Consider the following 23,762-nt stretch of genomic DNA (forward strand, 5'->3'; position numbering starts at 1 on the left):
TATTATTATATTACCTATGTGAAACAAAATTTATCTAATCAAATTAACCGACTCGAAGCAAAAACTCATTTTTCTGATCTAATACAGCATATACACGACGGAGAGCAAATTACCATTTGTAAGCATAATATGCCGGTTGCAAAAATTATAACTCAAAAACCTAAAATCGATAATATAGTAAAGCAAATAAGAGAATTCCACAAAGGCAAAACACTAGAACTCCTTAATACTATTAAAGAGCTTAGAGATGAAGGTAGAAAATGGTGAATTCTAAACCGTTTATAGCCGATTGCTCCATAACTGTCTCATGGTTCTTTTATGATGAACGTGATAAATATTCAGATTTTACATTAGATTATTGTTATAAGTTTAGAGTGATAGTACCGCCTCTTTGGAGACTTGAAGTAACTAATGTAATATTAATAGCAGCAAAACGTGCTAGAATAAAATCAGTAGAGGTTATTAAAATTATAGATTTTTTAAACTCTCTCCCCCTTAATATATCAAATTTAAATTTTTCCATACATGAAATTAAACTGCAAGAGCCAACAATCTTACTACATATGATACAACTTATTTATTAACTGCCACGCATGAAGTACTTCCTATGGCCACTAACGATAAAGCATTAATCAAAGCATGTCATAATAACGGCATTCCACTATAAAATACAATAATCCATATTTTTCATAAAAAGTTTATGGAAATTTCTAAATCTTTTATTATACTTAAACATTAATTATATAAAATAAAAGAGTACCATGGTTTTAAATATCAAAGCTCCTGAAAATATAGTATTAAAACCGACCATTACAGTTTTTGGCGTTGGGGGTGCAGGTAGTAATGCAGTAAATAATATGATTAGTGCTAATCTGCAAGGTGCTAATTTTGTAGTAGCTAATACTGATGCACAATCGCTTGAACATTCTTTATGCACTAACAAAATACAACTCGGTGTTTCTACGACTAGAGGTCTTGGGGCAGGAGCTTCTCCTGAGGTGGGAGCACTTGCTGCTCAAGAATCAGAAAGCGAAATTCGTAATTACCTAGAAAATAGCAATATGGTATTTATTACGGCAGGTATGGGCGGTGGTACAGGTACCGGTTCTGCACCGGTTATTGCACGCATTGCTAAAGAACTAGGCATCCTTACGGTTGGGGTAGTAACTAAACCTTTCCATTTTGAAGGCGGTCATCGTATGAAAACTGCCGATAAAGGACTTATTGAATTACAACAATTCGTTGATACTTTAATTGTAATACCGAACCAAAATCTATTCCGTATTGCTAATGAACAAACGACGTTCGCCGATGCTTTCAAAATGGCAGATGACGTATTACATGCAGGCGTTAGAGGAGTAACAGATTTAATGATTATGCCGGGACTTATTAATCTTGATTTTGCCGATATTCAAGCAGTAATGAGTGAAATGGGTAAAGCAATGATGGGTACAGGTGAAGCTAGTGGCGAAGATAGAGCTATTAAAGCGGCAGAATCTGCAATTTCAAATCCACTGCTAGATCATAGCTCAATGTGCGGTGCAAGAGGTGTATTAATCAATATTACCGGCGGTTCCGACATGACCTTATTTGAAGTTGACAACGCTGCTAATAGAATTAGAGAAGAAGTAGACAACCTTGATGCTAATATTATTTTCGGTTCAACATTTAATCCGGAATTAAAAGGAATGATCAGAGTATCAGTTGTTGCTACCGGTATTGATGCCGATAAAGTACCGACATATAAACCCGCAATAGCTGAAACTACCAATATAGTTCCTGAGGAAACTTATAATAAAGCTATAGCACAACCTACACAAATAGAAGAAATGCCTGATTTTAACAGCTACAGTACCAAAAATATTGAAATTCCCGACTCTCCAATAAATCAAAATTTTATCGGAAATGAAAAAGAGCTAGGGTTACATACCAATACTTTCAACAAATCTGAAGATGACTCACCCAAACCATCATTTTTAGGAAAAATATGGGGTTCTCTGCGTGCTTCAAATAACCAAACTTTAGAACGCAAAAACGTTGTTGTTAGTACTCTAGATCAAGATAATAAAGAGTCTGATATTCATGACATACCGGCTTTTTTAAGAAAGAAACGGGATTAGATTAGAAAATGAATATAATTTCAGAACAGCATAAAAAAAGAATTATTAGAAATAACTAAAAATTTTCCTGCAGATACTGCATCACTAATAAATTATGTAGATAAGACATTTAAATGTTATATTCATAATTTATCTTTATCGGATCAAAAAGATTTAAAGTTTTTTATAGCAAAAAGCTTTGCAAATCAAATTGATGTTTGTAAAACTAAAGAACATGTTTAAAGTTTTTTACAAGAGTTACACGAGCTATGGAAAGATTTATTTGAAGAGATATTGGAAGATAAGCCTGTATATAGTTTAGACATTGACTGAGCAACATACTATGCCGAATTAGATTTTACCACATTAAATCAAAATAATATGCTGAATACAAGATTTAGCGCAACCTAATAGAAACGCTACCTAACTTTTCTAGTGACAAACAAAAATATAAGGCTGAACTAACCTTTACAGAATTAAAACAAAATAATTTTGCAAAAATATATTTGGAAAAACAACAATATAACTCTCAAAGTATTCTTATTTCAAATATACAAAATAATCACAATAATTACATATTATTTCCTAAGATTATAAACATTGAAGAACAAGTTACCATAGATATATTAAATAATTTATTATTATTAGGTGCTTATAATAAATGTAATTTTTTTGAATCCAATAATGGATCAGAAATATATTTTAGATTACCTAATAATGAAAGGCTTGCCATAAAAGTTTTTAGTTTAAATAATCAGCCTATTTTAAAAGAAAATAAATTTGAAAATTCTATATTATTTTTAAGTACAAAAATAAATGGTGATGTTGACTATAGTGAAGGCTTTAGTACTGATATTATAGCCAATGGTAAAATAAATGCTTCTTATATAATTCCTCTAGGCGAGATAATGGATTCTAATTAAAAAAATAATCATATGCCAAATAAAATTATACTATTTCTTATATCATGTTTTTTAAATACTGATTTATTACCGATAAGCGGTTAAAAGATATTGCACCCTATCCTACACCACTTGAAAATCAAAAGTGTTATGTAATTCATTTACCTACAGAGTCCAATGAAGAAAAGCTAAAAGTAGAATTGCAAGCCAAAAAATACAATGCAAGATTGTAATCGTGTTGGGTTTGGTGGTAAGCTTTTAAGCTATAATAGCAAACTACCTATCATAGTGCTCCAAAAGATGTTGAACTACACTACGTTATTTGGCATCAAAATGATACAATCAATTCTGCAAAGGCAGAATAGGACATACTATTCTTCAAAAAAATTTAATATACTATATGATATTTAACGTCATCGCGAGCAGTCGTAGACTGCGTGGCAATCCAGAAAAAATAATCAAAATTCTGTAAATCAGAAATTTTTACTAGATTGCTTCGTCGAAACTTGCAGTTTCTTCTTGCAATGACGAAGACTAACACAGTTAGTATACTAAATTACTCAAAATCTTCCTCTACAGCTTCAACTTCTTGCACTTCCGGTACAAAATGTTTAAGCATGGACTCAATGCCATTTTTTAAGGTGATGGTGGAACTAGGACATCCAAGGCATGCACCACGAAGTGCTAATTTAACTACACCGTTTTCAAAGCCTTTATATATTATGTCGCCGCCGTCTTGTGCAACAGATGGACGCACCCTAGTTTCAATAATCTCTATGATTTGTTTCTCTATTTCCGAAAGCCCATCAAGGTTATGATTTACATTATCTGCTTTGGTGTTTTCTTCAAATACAGACAAGCCTGAAACAAAATGATCCATAATAACCATTAAAATCTCAGGCTTTATAACTTGCCAATTACCTTCAGCTTGTTTAGTTACTGTTATAAAATCACTACCGAAAAACACCGATTTTACATTATTAATATAAAATAATGATTCTGCAAGTTTGCTTCTTCCTTTTACTTCAGCAAGCTCACTAAAAAATACCGGCTGATCACTACTTATTTCCTGCCCTGGGAAAAATGTTATTGCATCCGGATTTGGAGTATCTTCAGTTTGAATAAACATAATTAAAGCACACTAACAAATTTGTTGATTATTATAAATTGATAGTACTACTTTTACAATATATTTGTATTTAGGCATTTTTACATGGTGTTCAAAAGTATGTCATTCCTGCAGCAGCAGGAATCCAATACTACCTATCCACATCATTGCGAGAAGGCATTGATGCCGACTAAGCAATCTCATGCAATTTAAGAGAGATTGCCACGTCGCTACGCTCCTCGCAAGGCATTGTTGTAGGGACCGGTAAAGCACTCGGTGTCAAGCCACGTGATGACAGAGGTGAAATTGATCCACACAACAACACCTCCTCGCAATGACAATTATAAATATTTTGCTAGATTCCCGCTTTAGCTAGAAATAACATAAGGCGGCAAATATCTAATTAATATATAAGCCGGTATAAAACAAAATCCTGCTACAATAAAGAAATAAGTCCAGCCTAAATAAGTAGCTGCATAGCCTGAAATACTACCAAACAATATGGTACTAATATAAGCAATAGAAGTCATTAAAGCAATTTGGGTGATACAATATTTAGAACTACAGCATCTTAATTGGTAAGAAAAAAACGGCGACATAGTTAAACCCTTGGTAAATTCTTGAAAGAAGACCGCTATATACAAACTTGTAATATCTCGATTATAAAAATAGAGAAATAAAAAAGATAGGCTAGATAAAGCATGATATATTAATGCTCTTTTAAGCAAATAAGAATATTCATATTTTCGGCATAAAAACCCACCGATAAAACCTCCAAGGATTGTAGCACACATACCGAAAGCTTTATATCCAAGAGCTAAATCTTTCTTCGTATACCCAATATCAAGATAAAACATATTCGGCATAATTGACAGCAAATTATCTTGAAGACGATATAGAAGCATAAAACTAACAATTATTAGCCATTTAGGTTTCTTGACAAAATCATAAAAAGCATGCCAAAATCTATCAAAATCATTAATAATTATCTTATCTTTAAATTTAAGCGGATAGATTATAATTAATAGTAATGACGGCATACATAAAATTGCCATAGCACGATAAACATCTTGCCAGGATATGATAGTAGATAAATATAACGCTCCTGAACCTGCTATGAGTATACCTATTCTAAAGCCTGTAGTACAAGCTGCCTCACTTATGCCCCAATTTTTATTTGTAATCAGTAACATCTGTGATGATTGAAGTAACATATCATAAATGGACGAAAAAAATGCCACAGCTACTAAGCATAAAGCAAATGGTATAAAATGAGTGTTAGGGTTAAAATTTGTTAGAATATATACACAAAAAATACAACTAACCAAAGCAATAATTAAACAATATTTATATCCCCGCTTACTTAAAGGAGCAAAACTTACTGTTTCAAGCAAAGGACCCCATAAAAATTTAAATATATGAATAAAATTCACTAAACTAAAAAGCCCGATAGTGATTTGATCAAAACCGGATTCTCGAAGCCAAAAAGAAAGAGTTGAACCGGTAAGTAAATAAATTAAACCTCCAGGAAAAGAAATTATTAATATAAAGAAAATATTAGATATATATTGAAATCGTGAAAAATTTAAACTTATGAATTTATCCTCCTTTAAAATATACGGTTGTCATTCCTGCAAAGGCATCGCCCGCATGGATATCTAATCGTCATTGTGAGCAGCAATAATGATATAAATGACGTAAACCCAAACTTACGATACTTTCTTTCTTTTATTACCGTAGCTGTTACCATCAAAGGTTCTTTTACGGCTACTATCAAAAGCATTAAACTTTTTACCGTCACCGCCGGCTCTTTTACCGAATGATCTTTTACGATTATTTTTATCACTTCTAAACTCACTACGTGGCGTAGATTCTCCTTTATTTACTAAACGATCGATTGCACGCCATCTAATAACATCATCAGGAGAAATAAAAGACAACGCATGCCCAGTAGCCCCTGCTCTACCCGTTCTACCTATCCTATGTAAATAATCTTCAGGACACATAGGTAAATCATAATTAATAACATGCTGTGTATGAGGAATATCAAGCCCACGAGCCGCTACATCCGTTGCTACCATTATTCTATGGTTTGACTTACGAAATGATAAAATTACTCTTTCACGTTGACGCTGACTTAAATCACCGTGTATAGCTTCTGCTGTATGATTTTCATATTTTAACATTTTAGCTAATTGATCGGCAGAACGTTTAGTCTTCACAAAAATAATAACCGATCCTTCCCTATTACCAAGTTGTTTAGTTAATGCACTAAATTTTTCTTTATCAGCAACATGCATTGATTCCTGTTTTATTTCTGCAGCTGCTTTATTAGTAGCACCGACCATAATACGTACCGGATTGTTTAGATATTTTTGAGAAACAGCAATAATATGTTTTGGCATAGTAGCGGAAAACATTAAAACTTGTCTTTTTTCCGGTAAAAATTTATTGATTTCTTCTAATTGTTCTTTCATCCCCATATCAAGCATTCTATCCATTTCGTCAAGTACGGTTATGCCTATACGATCAATTTTTAGACTTCCCCTATTTAAGTGATCGATAATACGCCCCGGTGTACCGATAATCACTTTTGGATTCTTTTTTAATTGCATAAATTGTTTAGGCATCGGTTCACCGCCTATCAAAACTGCACTATTAATTTTATAGGATGTAGTTACTTTATTTAAAGTACTGTGTATTTGCATTGCTAATTCTCTAGTCGGAACAAGAATTAAAGCAGTAGTTTTATTTTTAATAAATGAATCAATTAACGGCAATAAATAAGCAAGAGTTTTGCCTGAACCTGTTTGGCTAGAAGCGAGTATATCCGATCCCGCCATTGCAACCGGAATCGATTGCTTTTGTATTTCAGTCGGCTCAGTTATATTCATTGTCTCAAGAGCAATAATTAATTCTTCAGATAAATTAAAATTTTTCATTATATAATCCAATATAGTTTTAAATCAAAATATGCACATTATTGATTATACCTCTTAACATAACTCATTTCTTAAAGATATATGAGACATCGACGCTGATCTCTCATCCTTACATACTTAACTATGTACGCTACGTAGAGTAGCAGTTCTTATTCCCTTTATAAGATAAGTTATGCAATAGGTCTATTGTATAAAAAATAAGTTATAGTAAATTAAAATAACGACTTATATAATTATCCTGAATCAAAAAATATGCTTAAGCTAGATTACAAAACACCCACTAAATATATAAAACGATAATGAATAATGAAACTATTTTAGAATCTTATTCAAGCCAGAATAATATTATTAGATTTAGGGCATTTTCATGCCCTTTAGTAAAAATAATTTATTATACTTAAAATTATATAGGTTATTATAAGACAAAAACAAAATATTTACTATTTTGATAAAGATGACTAGGCGACCCTAAATTATAAACAATTGTGGATAGCTGCTTTTGGTATTATAAATTTATTTAATTCTGAGGTTAACAGCATAGGCTTTTCCTTGCTTTTCTTCAAGATCAAAAATTACATCTTGTCCTTCTTCAAGGCTATGTAAACCTGCTGCGTCTACGGCTGATTTGTGTACAAACACATCTTTGCCGCCATTGTCCTGTTCAATAAATCCAAAATTCTTTGTAGAATTATACCACTTAACTTTACCTACTATATTTGTAGCCATAAAAACCTTTATTAGATAGAAATTACTTATTTGAACTTAACACACGCTTATAATAACTAAAACTCAAATTTTACTTTAAGCCTTACTTAAATATAAGAGCCGATAAAAATTCATTATGCAAAACTACCTTACCTTGCGGCATTTGTCAATAAACATGTCAATAACATGCAAGAGAAAGTATTACTTCCTAAAACTAATCTATCATATTATTACTATTTTGTCACTATTTAAGTTAATTATCTAATAAATTAATAAGTAAACTAACGATTTTAAATGTGTTTAATAACTTTTTCATATCAGACTAATATATTAACGATAAAAGTACTTGCTTTTTCGTATTTTTTTTATTAATCTGTCCACTTAGCAAATGCAACCTTAATATCCACAGCTGCCCGCGTGATGGAATGGTAGACATAACGGACTTAAAATCCGTGGAGCGTAAGCTCTTGCCGGTTCAAGTCCGGCCGCGGGTACCATTCGCCATTTTGGGGCAAATTCACCAATGTATCAAACAGCGAACACAGCATAAAATCAAGCTTTTCAGGTTTCAATATTAAGTTCCTAAATATTAAATTTACTAAACGTCTTTTTTCGCTCACGCTGAAACTTTTAAATATCTTATAGGCACTTGAGATTGTTGATATCAAGGAAACCTGTAGCGATAACCGAAATTAATGCGTAGCTGTGACCCTAATGTATTAATTCACATCGCAACTAGATATTAATGAGTGAAAATGATTTAGAGATTGCCACAAAAAACTAACCACCAAACCAATGCTATTTAATTGTTTACTTTGGCTAAACATTAGTATAAGACAATTGTCGAAATCAAGCAAATTATAATAGACGAATAGCATCACTGCTTCGCTTATTTTAGACTAAAGAAATCTAGCAAACAGAATATAGATTGAAAAGGTAATAAGTAAAAGCTTTGCAGCGTTTTTTACTTAATAATACATACGCTTTAATAAATGTTGTTTATTATATTGTGCTTTAGAATTTGTAGGATCAAGTTCAATTGCTTTATTATAAGACTCAAGAACTAAATTGTATTTACCTAGTAAATAGAAAAAGCCGTATTTTTGAGTAAGATAGATTTATTAAATATATAATTATTGACTTATTCCCCCCCCCTATAAATTATTTCTCTCACATGATAATTAAACTCTATAATTAAATATATAAGCTAATTTTAGAGAGTTAAAATATAAAGAAGAAATTTTAACCTTTGAGTCTTATATTGAAGAAGAAGAAGAAAAGAAATTAAAAGCTCAAAATGCATAGTTTTAACTAGTTTTTTAACTTTCTGTTATTTCTTTTTTAACTATATAGATGAAAAAGCAGCAGAATAGAAACTACAGCAAGAAGCAGAAGCAAAAAAGTTAGATAAAGCTGAATGATGCAAGCTATAATATTTCAGCAATTCTCAAATAATCTTGAGGGGTAAGATTTTCAGCGCGATAATTATCATTGATTTTCAACTGAGTTAATACTTCATGTATATTAGGTAAAAGATTTTTCAGTGATGATTTGATCATTTTCCGTCGTCCTGCAAAAGCAAGCTTTGTTATTTGCTCAACTTTATTTATCAGAGCAATAGACAGCGGATTTTCTAAAGGTATTAGTTTAACTATCGCAGAATATACTTTAGGAGCTGGATAGAAAGCAGTTGGCGCTACGTCAAAGCACTTTTCCACTTTAGCTATTAACTGACATATTACCGATAACCTACCATATGCTTTAGTTGAGGGTATAGCACAAATACGTTCTACTACTTCCTTTTGTAACATTAGCGTCATACTAGTAATTAGCCGTGCTTCTTTCAGCCATCTAATCACTAACTCAGTACCTATATGGTACGGTAAATTAGAGATTATAGTTACTTTATAGTCAATTAATTTAGACTCGCCTATATCGTTTGCTCTCCTATTAGTTATAGGCTTCGCTTCTCGCTTCTTGTATGCAAATCCAACTGAATTGACTATATCACAGCTTAAATCAGTTAAATTTATTTTAAGAGCATCTTGTTTAATAATATTTAGATTAGGATAATATTCTTTAATCTCATTAAGGAGCGGGAGGCATCTCTCATCTGTTTCTATAACAGTTAAGGATTCAGGATTTTTCTGCAATATTGACCTAGTTAACCCTCCTGTGCCGGGCCCTATTTCTAATACTCGGCTATTTTCTGCCAGGTTACTTGCACGTACGATTTTATCACATAGACTACTGTCAAAAATAAAATTTTGTCCGTGCTTCTTAAGAGGATTAACTTGATGTAAAGCTGCGTGTTTTGCAATTGAAGGGAGCATATGGTATGTCATTCCCGTGCAAGCAGGAATCCAGTAAAACATATAAAAACAAGTTTTTATATGTTTGTTTTTATCAAATATAATTCTGTATTAATAATCAAGGTTATTTTTCTGGATTCCCGCCTACGCGGGAATGACATAGAATAACACATACTAAGACGGCAGCATTATTTTTATAGCTGCTTTCTTACGCATATTTTCAAACATTTTTTGTGCTTTTTGCGAAATCTTTTTATTGGTTAGGAAATTTACTACATAATTATTTTCATCTTCATTAACATTTAAGATTTTTTTGCTGCACACTAATGTTATTTCAAATTTGTTATTTACTGCAAAAACATTACTTGCTTTATCAGGAGTTAAGTCCTTTACAATAGTTTGTTTTACGCCTTCTATCTTGCTAAGTTTATCGGTAATAATTTGCATAGTAGCAAAATTATCATAAAGCGATTTTTTAACATCCGCACATTTTTTGAGTCGATTTTTCAAATTATTCATCTGCGTAAACGCTTTATTGCCACCATCTTTAGATGTAAATACTTGCATTGAAATTTCTACGTCTTTTTGATCGCTAGATAAAATTGCAACATCTATTTCTTTATTACTTACTTGTACCGATCTTGATAGACTTGATAAAATATTCATTTTAATCAACTCGGATTTAATTTGGGAAATAAAACTATCAGGATTAACCGATCTGCTTTTTAGATACTGAAGAAGAGAACCGTGAGGCATTTTATTACGATCTTCAATAGACTTAATAGCGTTCTCTATCTCTTCTTGCGCAATTTCTCTATCTCCTGCATATTGAAAAAGCAAAGATTCGTCAATTAAGCTCTTAAGTGCTAAGTCACTTAGCTGCTTCTCTTGAGCAGGCGTTAGACTTGCAACATTATTTAGTGTCATAATCATTTTTTTTCTAGCACGGAACTCATTAAGAGTAATAGGTTCATCATTTACGGATGCTACTATATTCGGTAATGATGCTTGTGCTACATTAAAAGTAAAAAAAACGGTAATGATTAATAATAATTTTCTCATGTGATACTCTGAATAAGTGACCAGTAAGTAGACGAAGTTTTATTTGGAAAAGAGCAAGGAGTCTATAAGTCAAGAAGCGGATCGTACATTTAGTACGTGAACACCGCAGAACTTATAAGACGACATAGCCAATTTTTCAAATAAAACGAGTATACTCACATGTTTAAAACTTTTAAACCGATAGAAATAGTCGGCGAAGAGGTAGTCTTTTTGATTCCTCTACTTCCATCGGCTAGATAATCGGAATAAATCTTTGCAGTAATTCTAACACAATCTTTAGAATATGTCATCCTAATAGTTCGTGTAAGTAAATTTGGAGATCGTCTAGAGAGATCAATGCGTGCACCAAAGCCTATAGTCCAATTTTCCGCTAGCTGATAATTTATGTCTCCATAAAATTGTCGTACTCTATTATTTGAAACCTTTATACTTTCTACGGAATAATATTTGTTAAGATTGGTAAGCTGAATAAAACTACCTAGACAGTTAATCTTATCATAGTTAAAATTTCCTCCCACTTCATCCCTAATAGGTCTGAAATATCTATCTTTCCGAAAACTATAAAACACTTCTAAATTATTAGAAAGATTACCTAGTATCTGCCCTACATTTTCCTTATCATCAGCTGGCAAATTTATACTATATCTTGTATTACGGGAGTGTCCTAAAAATAATTTTAAATAATTTTCTTCTTTAGCAATACTAGTATTTAAGCCGTAACTTAATCTATTACCGAAATCATGGCAATCAATACCGCTATAACGGTTGGATAAAAAGATATTTTTTTCGGATAATTCATATTTAGCAGGATCAATTATAACAAAATTTTTATCTTTCTTAGATAGTTTACGTCCCATAGTAAAAGAAACTACCGGCTCAATAAGTAAATTTATCGTTTTTGTTATATTGCCTACTAACGGATAACGCCATAAAGTTTGCAATGCCGGTATATTCCTTTGAAATGATTTACTTTCTCTCAGCTTATCTACATAAGCTCGCCTAGCAAGATAAAAATCGCCTCTATCTTTAGCAGCAAAATCAAAAATTTGTCCTGAAGCAGTCAGCACATTATGCATAAAGGATAGTTGCAAAGAGGTTCTAGCAACTTGTTTTCCTATTCTTTCTTTGTACATTAACGTATTATTTTCAACAATGATATGGCTGTTGTCATTATCATTCAAATTTATCACGTTTTTTGTATTGATTTTTGGTAATACTAGAGGATCGGTATATTTACGATCATTACTACCTAAGCCTTGAAAACTTAATCCTTCCGCCGAAAAATAATCAACCTCATGAATTTTATTTAAGAATATTTTAGAAGTTAAATATGAAGCGTAGTTATTATAATAATTTTTTAAATAAGCTTTATCCGATGTACGCTCCACCCTGAAACCGTAATCATAAACTTTATCGGTACTAATAAAATGACCGCTTGCTATATAATGATAAGAAGAAACTTTTTTATTTTTCACTACACTTCCATCTTTTTCTAGAAAATACGGTAATTTACCATAACTAACTTGAAAATTCATATTATCGGTATCATTCAGGCGATAACGTGCTTCTAGCTCATAAGTTTGATATTTACTAAAAATTCTTGGAGTGAGAGTAAAATCGATATTAGGTTTTGCACGTAGATATAGGGGGATGCCAAACCCTTTATTTTTGACGTCAGGTACCAATAATCCAGAAGTTGCAGGGGCCGTATGAGTCGGATGGAAAAAATACGGTAAGTAACAAATCGGTACACCGTATACTTCAAAAAACACGTTTTTATAAACTACTCTATGCTCTGCGGAATGAATATAAGTATCCTTAGCAGCAATTTGCCAAATAGGGTTTCTATTACAAGTAACATCACAAGGGGTAAACTCGGCATGGTGCAGCTTAAGATTATTTTCATCTATTCTTTCGGCAAGTTTAGCAATTAAAAGATTATTATCACCGGAAAGCAAAATGAATTCCGATATGATACCTTTCTTAAATTCATCTTTTAAAACCGCTTTGTCTCCCTCTATTATCCGATTTTGTTTATCCTTAATTCGGATATTACCTTCTGCCCATAAAATATCGTTTTCTATATCATAAAGTAAATTATCTGCCGTTAATAAATATTCATCCGTAATAATTCTTATATTACCTTTAGCATATATCAAATCCTGATTTTCATTATACTCTACGAAGTCAGCTATAATATTGCTTATTTTAATATTTTGACCATTCTTAGAAAGAGCGGCAAAACTTACCAAAGAAAATATTATGATAATAAGCAAACATATTATTCGCAGTAGCATTTATATGTAATAAATATATTTTAATAGTAAAAAATAATAGCAAGCTATTAGCAATATATCAAATAATAAAAAATTTTGCTTGCTCTTTTGTAGTACAAGGTTATTCTATGGAGATGATAATCATCATTGCGAGGAGATGCATAGCATTGACGTGGCCATCTCATAAAGTAGGATAAACTCCTGAGATTGCTTCGTCAAAACTTATAGTTTCTCCTCGTAATGACTAATAATGTGTTACCCTCAGCGCAAAACACCAAATACTAATAAAATGCTAGACAATTTCATTGCGCATCAAGCAACCAAAGAGTTTTCAGTTAGTGAGATTTCTAATAAAATCAAAGAACTATTAGAAAATAATTTTGGCTATATTAAGGTAAAAGGCGAAATTTCAGGCTTAAAAATAGCAAACTCAGGTCATGCTTATTTTAACTTAAAAGAAAATACCGCCATTTTAGCCTGTACTTGCTGGCGTCCTATTCTTGCTACAATCAAATTTCCTTTAAATGACGGCATGGAAGTAGTAATTAGCGGTAAACTCTCAAGTTATGCAGGTAATTCACGTTATCAATTATCGGTAGATAATTTGCAACCCACAGGACTTGGAGCTATGCTGCAAATTCTAAATGAGCGTAAAGCAAGGCTCGAGCAAGAAGGCTTATTTAATAAAATACGTATTCCTATACCCTTTTTACCTGATAAAATAGGCGTTATCACTTCAATAACCGGTGCTGTTATTAAAGATATTATTCATCGTATTCGCGAACGTTTTCCGACTCGGATAATAATATGGCCGGTTAGCGTACAAGGCGAAAATTCTGGCAATGAAATTGCTGAAGCAATTGAAGGATTTAACAATTTAGAAGAGGTAAATAAACCACGTGTTATAATCGTTGCTAGAGGTGGCGGTTCTATAGAAGATCTTTGGTCATTTAACGATGAGATATTAGTACGTGCTGCTTATAACTCAAAAATTCCTATTATTTCCGCAGTAGGTCATGAAGTAGATTATACTTTAATAGATTTAGCAGCCGATAAAAGAGCCCCAACACCGACTGCTGCCGCAGAATTTGCTGTACCGGTACGCTCTATTTTAAATAACACGCTACAATCTTATGAAAAAATATTATTGAATAATACTAGCCGGTTAATTAAATATCACGAACAAAATATAGTAAATTACAATAAAATACACAGATATCTCTCTCACTATATAAATAATAGGCAACAATTACTGGACGAAACCGGTTTTAATTTACTAGATGCTTTACCGTGCTTTATTGAACTACAAGAAACAAAGATAAAATCTTTTTCTAAAGAAAGAGTTAACCCTGCTAAAATAATCAATTACAAAACATTAGAATTAACACATCAAACAGCTTATCTATCAAAATCGGCAAATAATACTTTGAAAAACTTTGAGTATAAATTAGAATTAAATAGTACGTTACTTGCAAGCCTTGATTATCACAACGTATTAAAACGAGGTTTTGCTATAGTTAAAGGAGAAACGGGTAATTTTTTATCTTCTAAAATTATTGCTGCGAATGAAAAAATTTTTAATATTAAATTTTCTGACGGTGAAATTAAAGTAGTTCGTGCTTAAAGGCTTTGGTTTTATACTTCTCATTTCTAAAAATTTATGCTTTAAGCATAGACACGAACAAACAACAAGCAATTTTAGAATGCGAAGGGACAGCTGATAAAAAAACTTTGATAAATGCATGGTATGTAAATGAGCCTTATCAATACTTAATTGCTGCTTCAAACGGTCATACTACCGTTTCCGGTATGGATATAGAATTAATGAACGCTATTGCTGCAAAAATAGGTATCAATATTGAGTACAATCAAGATAACTGGTATCAAGTTAGATATTCAAAGCGGCAATACCGACATGACAGCAGCAGTTACTTATATTACTGAGAGGAGTTGCAATTGTTATTATTCACAAAATTGAGCCTCTAAGTTTTTGGAGACCGTTTTTTGCTTTCATTACAGCTAATTGTGATATAATATTACGAGATTTTATTATGAAAGAAAATGCAATTAAGAGGACACCAAGAGGAGTTAGTATTCCAATCACTGTATTTATAGGCTATAGCTTTTAGCATATTATTAGATATGTACAGTAGTAATACAAATTATCATACAATATGATATTCAATGAGTATAGTAATTGCCAGAGCATTTATTACTAGTCTCTTAATTTATCATTTTGGTTTTCTTGAGTGGCGATTCCGTAATACAAAATTAGAAGATATAGCAAAACAAACATGAAAATAGCTACTTGGAATATTAATTCCATAAAAACAAGACTTAATTTATTGCGTAATTTTTTATCTAAAGAAAATCCGGATATTTTATTATTGCAAGAAATAAAATGCGAAACCGCAAAATTTCCTTTTGATGCATTATCCGATCTACCTTATAATTCTTATGTTCACGGACAAAAATCATATAACGGCGTTGCTATAATTTCAAAATTTCCTGCCGATGAAATAATTAAGGATTTTCCGAATAATTACTGTAGTGATCAAGCAAGATTCTTAGAAATAAAATTATCATTACCTATAGGGTTTTGTAATATAATCTCGCTCTATGTTCCTAACGGTTCATTTGTCGGTAGCGATAAATTTGTAGCAAAACTAGCATTTTATGATAATTTTATCAATTATCTATCAACTAAAAAATCTTTTGACGAAAAAACTATCATAGGCGGTGATTTCAATATTGCACCGTTCGATATAGACGTATATTCACCTAAGCTATTGGCTGAAACTACTTGTTTTACTGAAGTTGAACAAAAAAAATTACGCACTATTCTAAATTCCGGATTTGAGGATTTATACAGATTAATGCATCCGAGTAAACAAGAATTTTCATGGTGGGATTATAGAGCCGGATGTTTTGAACAAAATAAAGGTATGAGGATTGATATGATTCTTGGTTGTAATAATACTATTGACTATTTAGAAAATTGCTATATGGATTATAATTTAAGGGCTCAAGAAAAACCTTCAGATCATATACCGGTAATTGCGAATTTTAAGGGATAGTCAATGTGGAATGTTGTTATCTTAGGATGCCGTATGTCATTCCCGCGTAGGCGGGAGTCCAAAAAAATAGCTTTAATATTGATATAAGAGTTACATAATTTGATAAAATAACCATATAAAAACAAGTTTTTATATGATTTTAATGGATTCCGGCCTACGCAGGAATGACATAGACCACTTTTTAAAAATAAATATATGTCTCCAAGATTCATGACATTTTACACAAAATATATGACAATTGTCGGTACAATCGGCAATTTTATGTTCTATGTACAGGCTCATAAGATTTTTACCTGCCAATCTTCGGCTTCTGTGTCTATGCCCGCCTTTACTATAAGTGCTATTGCTCTTTGTAGTTGGCTTATATACGGCATATTAATAAAAAATACACCTATTATAATAGCAAATATAGTAGGTTTTATCGGGGCATTATTAGTTCTCTTAACCATAATAATATATTAAATAATGACTAAGCAAATCATTACTTTAGTTGGCCGTCCGAATGTAGGCAAATCAACGCTTTTCAATAGATTAAGCATACGTAAAAAAGCTATCGTTCACGATTTGCCAGGCGTCACTAGAGATAGAAAATATACAGACGGCAAAATCGGCTCTTTTGAATTTTTGTTAATTGATACCCCAGGACTTGACGAGAATCCTAATAGTATGGGAGAGAGGTTAATTGAGCAGACTACTAAAGCAATTTTAGAGGCAGATTTAATTTGCTTTATGGTTGACGGTAGAAGCGGAATATTACCTGATGATAAGCTACTTAGTAGTTTTGTTAGAAAATATAATAAGCCTGCTATATTGGTAGTTAATAAATGCGAGAAAGCTTTTGATTTTGATAAAGAGTACTATAAATTAGGGTTTGATAGTATGATAGCTATCTCTGCCGAACATGGCACAGGCTTAATTGATTTATATGACGAAATTATTGCCAAGTTACCTGAAGAAGAATCAATCGAGACAAATATAGCCGATCCAATTAAAGGAGATTGTTTGCAGATAGTAGTTAGTGGCAGACCTAACGCAGGAAAATCTACTTTTATAAACGCTCTTATTAATGATGAAAGATTATTAACCGGTCCTGAAGCCGGCATTACTCGTGAATCAATTGAAATTGATTGGCAATATAAAAATAATCATATTAAATTGATTGATACGGCAGGACTCCGCAAGAAATCTACTATTACAGAGTCTTTAGAAAAATTATCGGCATCGGATACTATTAACAGTATTAAATTGGCTAATACCGTAATCTTAATGATTGATGCTTTAGCTCCTTTAAAACAGCAAGATTTAAATATTGCAAGCCATGTGGTAAATGAAGGAAGAAGTATAGTGATAGTAGTGAATAAATGGGATTTGGTTAAAGAATCCGAAAAAGAAGCATTTCAGGAAGAATTTTATTATCAAATAAATACTCATCTGCCTCAAGTTAAAGGTATCCCCGTTCTATTCATTTCAGCAATAAATAAACAAAATATTGAACAAGTGCTAGATGCTTGTCTTAAAATTTATAAAATTTGGAATAAGAAAATAACTACTAGCAAATTAAATGAATGGCTTAATTTTACTACGGAAGCACATCTGCTGCCTTTACAAAAAGGAGGCAGAAGAGTGCGTGTAAAATATATGACTCAAACAAAAACCCGCCCCCCTACTTTCAAGCTATTCTCCAATAATCCGGCAAAAATTACCGATAGCTATACTAGGTATTTAGTAAACAATATGCGTGAGGCTTTTGACATGCCGGGCGTTCCTATTAGATTCACTTACGTAAAAACTAAAAACCCGTATGTGTAGTTTAAAATTAATTAATAACAGTTTAGTTATTAGCACCGACAAATCTGAATTAGATATATTACTAGATAATATTACTGATTCTAATTGTCATCATGAATTTATTAAGTAATGATAAGACTAAAGGTAATGAAGTATGGTAACTTATATACTTTAACCAAACTGTAAATTAGATAAGTTCGCTATTCCAACTACACTTATTTTTCTGTTTTTTTATATATATTATATATATTATTCCCGGCGGTAACAATATATAAATGTTCTAACTGCAAATCGGCAAGAACGGTATGCATTGATTTAGTAATACTAGGAGCATCAGCATTTTTTACTTCAAAGCCGTATTTCTTACCATTCTTAATAATTAATAAATCTAATTCCTGTTTGCGTTCGCCAAAAAAAATACTCTACATCCGTTTTAAATTTACGTATTAACTCCTCTATTACAAACCCTTCAAATAAAAGACCGCGTTTTGGATGAACATACCAATCATGTTCGTGAATCCCTAATAATGCATGTAGTATTCCACTATCTCGTATATAGACTTTTGGTGCTTTCACTTGACGTTTTTAGATATTTTCATCTCAAGGTTTTAATAGCCGAATCATAAAAGTTTGCTCTAATATTTTAGTATCGTTTTATAGTCTTAAACCGAGTGACCTTCCAAGCTCGCTATAATTTAATAATTGCCCATGATTATGAGCAAGCATCATCCATAACTGCCTCATTACATGTGCATTAAGAGATATTCCTAAACTAGACAAATCACGCTCGATAAAACTAGTGATGTAGCTATTACGCCATCTAAGACTTTGGACATAATTTTTTGCTAAATATGATTTAGGAAAACCACCTCTTAACCAAACTCCCTAAAATCATTTATCTCCATTTATCTCTATTAAATTGAACGGAGTAAACTCCGTATATTCAATACGGCCGGCTAATGATTCTGAAGATTGTCGCAATAATGCTCCAGAAGCACTACCTAATATTAAAAATTTTTTGTTTGAATAGTCAGCAAGAACTCTTCAATAAGGAAAAATTTCAGGTTGTCTTTGAATTTCATCAATTACTATTAAACCGTTTAAAGGCTCAAGAGTTGTTTTAAGATTCTTAAATTGATCTAAGTGAGATGGATCCTCAAGGTCAAAAAAGTAGCTCTTTTCATCTTCTTTAAGCTGTTTAATATAAGCGTGAGTTAAAGTAGTTTTACCACATTGCCTTGAACCGAGCATGACACAAATAGGGAATATATCAAGGGCACCTGTGATATGTGTTAACTAATAATTTCTGTCTATCATCCTTGTAATTTCATAATGACACTTTGAATTTACAATATAATTCTAATCAAATAATAACAAGATGTTTCTAGGTCCTGTGCACTTTTGATTAATGATTATAATTATTAGATCTTTTTAAGCAAAAATTAATAAGATTTTTGAAGGAATAGTTATGCATATTTCAAAAAAATTTGATCATTTCCAACTAAAAAGAGCCATAATCATGATTATTCTATTAAAAGTGCACAGGACTTAGGCTCCTCTACCGGATTTTCCTATCTCTCTTTGTCTTTCTTCTAATACCTTACTTGTATGCGGTCCTACCACTTCTTTATCTTTACTAAATTTACTTTTTCCTAAATTAACTATAGTTTCTGCTACTACTCCTAGCACTTTTGGATCTGATAATAATTTGAACGCCAGCAATAATAATTTTACCGTATTCATGTTTGCTAAATTTATCGGCAATTTGAATTAATTCATATGCATATTTACTGACCGGCTATCTTTACTAATTTTTCACCGTCTAATTTTAATTTTAGACCCTTAGGTGTTTTATTTCAAAAATCATCTACAACCGGTCCTAAACTACTTGCATGTTTTGTTAATAGTTCAGGAAGGTCTTTTTCAATTATTTTTCTTATTTCCGGATTATGGTTTTTAATTTGTATCAAAGGACTAATCAATTCCTTTACCTCTTTTACCTTTTCTTCTTATGATTTCTCTTCCTTTGGAAGTGGCTTAATTAATTAACTGAAATTTTTGTATTATATCAGCAACTTTATCGCTATCAGGAAGAGCGAGACTTGCAAGTTTAGTAATTGACGGCAGAGCATCTTTTAAAAAAGACGTAGATGCATCTAATGCCTTATGTATAAACTCCGGATCTTCCCCTTATGATTCTATTCTTTCCGTTACTTTAGGATATTTTAAAACATCTAATATATCCTGTTTATTACTATCTAAATATCGTGGTAATTTTTTTCTAAAACAGGAGATAAATTATCAATAATTTTTTTGGCATTTTCAACTAACTCTACTATTTGAGGTTTTTTGCCTTTTAATAACTCTTTTTTAGTTTCAGTATCTAACCCTTCCATATTTAGGTTAATTCTAGTCCAACACTGATTTGCTTAAGCTGACTATAAGCTTTTATAGTTGAAGGAGTACTTTCAATTAATTTTTCGCTAGAATTTACAAGTAGTGCTACTGTATTTGCAATTAATTCAGGTTTAGCGATTTTTTGTGCTTTAAATGTCATGTATATTTTTAATATAGCACCTTGAGATGACGCGTTTTTTTGTTTAATATTCTTATATATTTCTTGTACTTTTGGGTTTAAATCGCTTTCTAGTGTTTTAGATATTAAATCTACTCCTAGTGTAGATAGTTCTCTGATAAATTTAGGACTTATTTTGTCTAATACATTTATTTTTTCTGTTTCGGAAGTTTGAAAGTTTTTTGTTATTTTGCTAAGCCTCTTATTTAAAATAGGCGTGAGAAGATATGGGATAACTTTAGACTGTAAAAGAGTTGCTTTTGAACTATTAGACATAGTTTCGGAATGTAAAACAGAAGCACATTTTTTTATAAGCGATGCTGCATCTGCTATCAGCTTGCAACCAGCATCAATAGAACCTACACTAGTGGTAGCACTTCTCGCTTTTCTGAGGTTATTAAGCTCCAATGCAAGATCAGGTAAAACTTGAGAAGCCTCCCAGGTAAACTGCAATGCACTAGGAACATTCCCGACTGCTTGGATAACACTTTGTATTATACTTAAATTATCCTTATTAAGATCTAGATATCGTTTATTTAACTAATCATATTTTTTGTTACCTGTGTCAGCTCCAAGAGCTAAATATCCAACTTGAACCCACGAAAGATTTTTATATTCTTTATCAAACTGTTGCCTTATATTATCAATGGATTCCTGCTCTTGCTCTTGGCTTTTAGACATTTAAATACCTTTATATAATTTAAAGATTAATAAAATTTAATTTTTGTTAATTTTAAAAGTCATAGTTATCTTACAATGGTTTTTTACTATAATTTTTCATTTACCGGTAAATCCATACTAACCTCTCCACACAATAAAACAATATCCTCCATTACCTGAGGATCTATATCCGGGTTGTTATACTCTTTATTTTTCTGAATCCAGTTGTAATAGTAAGGGTCAGGCCATAATTCCATGATTTTCGGTAAAGATTTTTGCTGTATAGTACTGACATTATACTCGTGTTTTAAAACTGCAGCCGGCATTCACCCTACATCACCGATAAAATATATTTCTGAGAAATGCAAAATTGATTTAATATTATTATCGGGATCTATATGGATTTATAATATTCACGTTGTACATCATTAAGCAATTTCGCTACTATAAATGATTTATCGAGATGTCTTTCTATACTTACTAAAGCTATATTTTCTAAGTTTTCGTGGTATTAAACAATTTTATCTAAAGCTGTTAATTTTTCCAACTCTTCCTCTCCTATTTTTTCTTTTAGGTCTCTTTTATATTTTTGTTCTTTATCTGAAGGAAATACTAATTTATCATTTTTACAATCAACCAAAAAAGGAGTAGTAATAGGATATTTAATAAATAAATCTTTTAGTTTCATAATAAAAAATTTCTTAATATATAAGGCTAATTTTTTATATGTCAAATAATATCCTCTAGACTATCTAGGTCATGCTTTACCAATCGTAACAACTTCGCTTCAGGGCTTAGATTTTTCACGGCCCATTTTTTAATCCAAGGTTCGGCGAGCTGCCACATATTAACATTACCGTCTAACTGTCTGCCTATCCCTTCCACCATTATTAAAGTCTTTTGCAATAGCAACAACTCCGGTTGTACTTCCATGCCGAAATCTTCCGTGATTTTAAATAAATGTGCAAGCAGCTTACCTATGGAAATATTTTTTATGGGCGTCCCTACTATAGGCTCGGTAACTGCTCTACAACTTTGAGCGAATAAAGCTAAATCGGTATTGGATGGGATATAGCCGGCTCTTAAATGTACTTTAGCAACTAATTTATAATCACGCCTTAAAAAGGCAAATAGACTTTCGGCAACGGCTAAACGATCTTTTTCTTTAAGTCTGCCCATAATACCAAAATCAAGTAAAATTATTTTACCTTGCTTATTCACTAAAATATTCCCTGCATGTAAATCAGCATGAAAAAATCCGTCTCTATAGGCTTGATTGAAAAACATTACGGCAAAATCCTGAGATATTTTTGCAGGCTCTAACCCCATTTCCTTCAGTAGCAAAGTATCATATATAGAAGTGCCGTCTAACCACTCGGTGGTTAGTATATGTTCTGATGTTAAATCCCAATATATTTTAGGAATTATCACGTTAATATCATTTCGCATATTATCCGTAAGCTCAGAAGCTGCTGCCGCCTCTAAACGTAAATCAAGCTCAAATTTCATAGTTTCATGAAATTTATCGACTACTTTAATCGGTTTGAGCCTTTTTGCTTTAGAAAATTTTGAGATAATTTTTGCAAGAAAATATAGCAGCTTAATATCTCTGTTATATTTTTTATGAATACCCGGACGTAAAATTTTTACCGCAACATATTCACCGGTTATAAGTTGTGCTTTATGTACCTGCGAAATTGATGCGGCAGCGATGGGGGTATCGTCGAGGTGTAAGAAAGGGAGGGCGTCATGACTCACAGTCATAGACTGCGTGGCAATCTTTTGTTTGCTTGCTGAGATTGCTTCATCGATATACATGTCTCCTCGCAATGACGTTATCAACCTTCTCGCCACCCCACCATCAAACGGAGGTAGCTTATCTTGCAGTAACTTTAAATAACCTGCTATCTCTGCTCCTACTAAATCGGCTCTTGTCGAAAGAGTTTGTCCAAATTTTATATAAATAGGTCCAAGATCACTTAAACAATCTATTAAGCGTTTGCCGTAATCTTCCCGTGATTTTTTTATTAACGAGACCGGAGCAAAAAATAAGGCTAATATATAACCGATAAACCTGCAATATTTAGGGCTTCTTGAATCAATTAAGATTTGCTTTTTACTGATGATACGAAAAATACGTATTAAATTAAAAAAATTACTTATCATCTATTATATACTCCGAAGTAAAATAAAGAATAGTATACGCAGATCAACTTCAAAAAGAGCAAGGAGTGCACAAGTCGAGGAGCGGAGCGT

General features: G+C 31.9%; 25 protein-coding genes, 1 tRNA gene and 2 pseudogenes. 12 read left to right on the forward strand and 16 right to left on the reverse strand.

All coding sequences use genetic code 11. The features are described 5' to 3' along the window. Positions 1-18: 18 nt before the first annotated feature. The 5 genes from BG75_RS05510 to BG75_RS10085 all read left to right on the forward strand — a co-directional run bounded on the left by BG75_RS05510 (position 19) and on the right by BG75_RS10085 (position 3,234). Positions 19-267 (forward strand): type II toxin-antitoxin system Phd/YefM family antitoxin, encoded by a 249-nt coding sequence (locus BG75_RS05510; RefSeq protein ID WP_062811711.1) that lies wholly within the window; start codon positions 19-21, stop codon positions 265-267. Then, positions 261-584: a type II toxin-antitoxin system VapC family toxin gene (locus BG75_RS05515; protein WP_062811712.1), complete on the forward strand. Its 324-nt coding sequence runs from the start codon at positions 261-263 to the stop codon at positions 582-584. Before BG75_RS05510 ends, BG75_RS05515 begins: the two co-directional genes overlap by 7 nt. A gap of 177 nt (positions 585-761) precedes the next feature. Continuing rightward, positions 762-2,120 (forward strand): cell division protein FtsZ, encoded by a 1,359-nt coding sequence (gene ftsZ / locus BG75_RS05520; protein ID WP_062811713.1) that lies wholly within the window; start codon positions 762-764, stop codon positions 2,118-2,120. 485 nt (positions 2,121-2,605) lie between these two features. Then, a complete protein-coding gene (locus tag BG75_RS05525; protein ID WP_062811714.1) occupies positions 2,606-3,022 on the forward strand; it encodes a hypothetical protein in 417 nt (138 codons plus the stop codon). Positions 3,023-3,156: 134 nt separating this feature from the next. Next, positions 3,157-3,234 (forward strand): hypothetical protein, encoded by a 78-nt coding sequence (locus BG75_RS10085; RefSeq protein ID WP_252903742.1) that lies wholly within the window; start codon positions 3,157-3,159, stop codon positions 3,232-3,234. 323 nt (positions 3,235-3,557) lie between these two features. Here the strand turns inward: BG75_RS10085 and BG75_RS05530 are convergent, their stop codons facing one another. From BG75_RS05530 to BG75_RS05545, 4 genes are all read right to left on the reverse strand, one after another. Next, positions 3,558-4,130 (reverse strand): NifU family protein, encoded by a 573-nt coding sequence (locus BG75_RS05530; protein WP_062811715.1) that lies wholly within the window; start codon positions 4,128-4,130, stop codon positions 3,558-3,560. A gap of 347 nt (positions 4,131-4,477) precedes the next feature. Then, positions 4,478-5,704, reverse strand: coding sequence for an MFS transporter (locus tag BG75_RS05535; protein ID WP_084777240.1), 1,227 nt, complete (start codon positions 5,702-5,704; stop codon positions 4,478-4,480). A 114-nt stretch (positions 5,705-5,818) separates the two neighbouring features. After that, the gene (locus BG75_RS05540; protein ID WP_062811717.1) at positions 5,819-7,051 is read right to left on the reverse strand and encodes a DEAD/DEAH box helicase; all 1,233 of its coding nucleotides are present in this window, start codon (positions 7,049-7,051) and stop codon (positions 5,819-5,821) included. Between the two features lie 513 nt (positions 7,052-7,564). Next, entirely contained in the window at positions 7,565-7,777 is a 213-nt protein-coding gene (locus BG75_RS05545) for a cold-shock protein (protein WP_004997759.1), read from the reverse strand. Between the two features lie 390 nt (positions 7,778-8,167). On the opposite strand from BG75_RS05545, the gene BG75_RS05550 reads away from it, so the two are divergent. Further along, positions 8,168-8,253, forward strand: a tRNA-Leu gene (locus tag BG75_RS05550). Positions 8,254-8,724: 471 nt separating this feature from the next. On the opposite strand, the gene BG75_RS08430 is transcribed toward BG75_RS05550, so the two are convergent. The 4 genes from BG75_RS08430 to BG75_RS05565 form a co-directional block, all read right to left on the reverse strand. Continuing rightward, on the reverse strand, positions 8,725-8,874 hold the full coding sequence (locus BG75_RS08430; RefSeq protein WP_155114835.1) for a tetratricopeptide repeat protein: 150 nt from the start codon (positions 8,872-8,874) through the stop codon (positions 8,725-8,727). 309 nt (positions 8,875-9,183) lie between these two features. Beyond that, the gene (rsmA, locus tag BG75_RS05555; protein ID WP_062811718.1) at positions 9,184-10,089 is read right to left on the reverse strand and encodes a 16S rRNA (adenine(1518)-N(6)/adenine(1519)-N(6))-dimethyltransferase RsmA; all 906 of its coding nucleotides are present in this window, start codon (positions 10,087-10,089) and stop codon (positions 9,184-9,186) included. 153 nt (positions 10,090-10,242) lie between these two features. Continuing rightward, on the reverse strand, positions 10,243-11,130 hold the full coding sequence (locus BG75_RS05560) for a SurA N-terminal domain-containing protein (protein ID WP_062811719.1): 888 nt from the start codon (positions 11,128-11,130) through the stop codon (positions 10,243-10,245). Between the two features lie 155 nt (positions 11,131-11,285). Then, positions 11,286-13,427, reverse strand: a complete 2,142-nt coding sequence (locus BG75_RS05565) for an LPS-assembly protein LptD (protein WP_062811720.1) — start codon at positions 13,425-13,427, stop codon at positions 11,286-11,288. On the opposite strand from BG75_RS05565, the pseudogene BG75_RS10710 reads away from it, so the two are divergent. The 6 genes and pseudogenes from BG75_RS10710 to der all read left to right on the forward strand — a co-directional run bounded on the left by BG75_RS10710 (position 13,393) and on the right by der (position 18,292). Beyond that, positions 13,393-13,603 (forward strand): annotated as a pseudogene (locus BG75_RS10710) (hypothetical protein). The gene BG75_RS05565 and the pseudogene BG75_RS10710 sit on opposite strands and share 35 nt — an antisense overlap. Positions 13,604-13,695: 92 nt before the next feature. Further along, positions 13,696-15,030: an exodeoxyribonuclease VII large subunit gene (xseA, locus tag BG75_RS05570; protein ID WP_062811721.1), complete on the forward strand. Its 1,335-nt coding sequence runs from the start codon at positions 13,696-13,698 to the stop codon at positions 15,028-15,030. A 5-nt stretch (positions 15,031-15,035) separates the two neighbouring features. Then, positions 15,036-15,350 (forward strand): hypothetical protein, encoded by a 315-nt coding sequence (locus tag BG75_RS05575; RefSeq protein WP_252903679.1) that lies wholly within the window; start codon positions 15,036-15,038, stop codon positions 15,348-15,350. A 350-nt stretch (positions 15,351-15,700) separates the two neighbouring features. Further along, positions 15,701-16,483, forward strand: coding sequence for an exodeoxyribonuclease III (gene xth / locus BG75_RS05580; RefSeq protein WP_062811722.1), 783 nt, complete (start codon positions 15,701-15,703; stop codon positions 16,481-16,483). Positions 16,484-16,678: 195 nt separating this feature from the next. Further along, positions 16,679-16,945, forward strand: a complete 267-nt coding sequence (locus BG75_RS07775; protein ID WP_084777241.1) for a SemiSWEET family sugar transporter — start codon at positions 16,679-16,681, stop codon at positions 16,943-16,945. Between the two features lie 3 nt (positions 16,946-16,948). After that, complete coding sequence (gene der, locus BG75_RS05590; protein WP_062811723.1) at positions 16,949-18,292, forward strand: ribosome biogenesis GTPase Der; 1,344 nt, start codon at positions 16,949-16,951, stop codon at positions 18,290-18,292. 150 nt (positions 18,293-18,442) lie between these two features. On the opposite strand, the pseudogene BG75_RS10715 reads toward der, so the two are convergent. From BG75_RS10715 to ubiB, 8 genes and pseudogenes are all read right to left on the reverse strand, one after another. After that, positions 18,443-19,558, reverse strand: a pseudogene (locus BG75_RS10715) (ATP-binding protein). Positions 19,559-19,819: 261 nt separating this feature from the next. Next, complete coding sequence (locus BG75_RS05600; protein ID WP_062811724.1) at positions 19,820-20,014, reverse strand: hypothetical protein; 195 nt, start codon at positions 20,012-20,014, stop codon at positions 19,820-19,822. A 515-nt stretch (positions 20,015-20,529) separates the two neighbouring features. Continuing rightward, on the reverse strand, positions 20,530-20,667 hold the full coding sequence (locus BG75_RS10100) for a hypothetical protein (RefSeq protein ID WP_252903681.1): 138 nt from the start codon (positions 20,665-20,667) through the stop codon (positions 20,530-20,532). Positions 20,668-20,669: 2 nt separating this feature from the next. Continuing rightward, positions 20,670-21,299, reverse strand: coding sequence for a hypothetical protein (locus tag BG75_RS10105; RefSeq protein WP_252903682.1), 630 nt, complete (start codon positions 21,297-21,299; stop codon positions 20,670-20,672). Positions 21,300-21,386: 87 nt separating this feature from the next. After that, positions 21,387-21,527, reverse strand: a complete 141-nt coding sequence (locus BG75_RS10110) for a hypothetical protein (RefSeq protein WP_252903683.1) — start codon at positions 21,525-21,527, stop codon at positions 21,387-21,389. Between the two features lie 86 nt (positions 21,528-21,613). After that, positions 21,614-21,832, reverse strand: a complete 219-nt coding sequence (locus tag BG75_RS05615) for a hypothetical protein (RefSeq protein ID WP_062811725.1) — start codon at positions 21,830-21,832, stop codon at positions 21,614-21,616. Positions 21,833-22,017: 185 nt separating this feature from the next. Next, complete coding sequence (locus BG75_RS05620) at positions 22,018-22,239, reverse strand: hypothetical protein (RefSeq protein ID WP_062811726.1); 222 nt, start codon at positions 22,237-22,239, stop codon at positions 22,018-22,020. Next, a complete protein-coding gene (gene ubiB, locus BG75_RS05625; RefSeq protein ID WP_062811727.1) occupies positions 22,236-23,672 on the reverse strand; it encodes a 2-polyprenylphenol 6-hydroxylase in 1,437 nt (478 codons plus the stop codon). The genes BG75_RS05620 and ubiB overlap by 4 nt, the downstream gene beginning before the upstream one ends. Positions 23,673-23,762: the final 90 nt, after the last annotated feature.

Origin of the sequence: Rickettsia endosymbiont of Proechinophthirus fluctus (assembly GCF_001602635.1) — a bacterium.
GTDB classification, from domain to species: Bacteria; Pseudomonadota; Alphaproteobacteria; order Rickettsiales; family Rickettsiaceae; genus Rickettsia; species Rickettsia rickettsii.